The organism is Dietzia sp. IBK-p2-15D (assembly GCF_057773105.1).
In genome coordinates this window covers 1-491 of sequence record NZ_JBYMTK010000053.1, presented here as the reverse complement: position 1 = coordinate 491, position 491 = coordinate 1, and the positions used below count along the sequence as shown (strand labels likewise).

The following is a 491-nucleotide window of genomic DNA, read 5'->3' as shown; positions in this document are numbered from 1 at the left end:
CATGGTCGAGTTCATTTGTTGAAGAACCTGATCCAAAAATCCCAAATCAATTTAAAAAATGTGATAATTTTGGAAATATTAAAAAGGAATGGAAGAAAGTATTAATGTGGTTATTATTAAATAAATATTACATTGATTTTATTGAAAATGGACTGAATGAACCACCAGAAGTTATAGATCAAACCCAAGATTATCATAATAGTAATGATTGTTATAGACAATTTATAACAGATTTATATATTATAACAACAGATGCAGACAATATTAAGATAGTTGATATGTATCGGGATTTCAAGATATGGTTTAAGTTTGCTTATCCAAATGCAGGAAAAGAACCATGTAAATCCGAATTTATTGATAATATTGAAGCGAAAGGAATAAAGGCAACGAAAACATCATTTGTTGGAATAAGAAAACGAGAAATAATAAATTAAAAGATTATTTTATGAATTAAGAATAAAATAATATTAATATAATATATATGTCTGGAC

1 protein-coding gene is annotated in these 491 nt (G+C 25.3%); it reads left to right on the top strand.

Features of this window, described 5'->3' with window-relative positions; translation table 11 throughout:
* Window positions 1-434, top strand: a 434-nt coding sequence (locus AC3DEV_RS16815; protein ID WP_488372837.1) for a hypothetical protein, incomplete at its 5' end; no start/stop codon positions are given.
* Window positions 435-491: the final 57 nt, after the last annotated feature.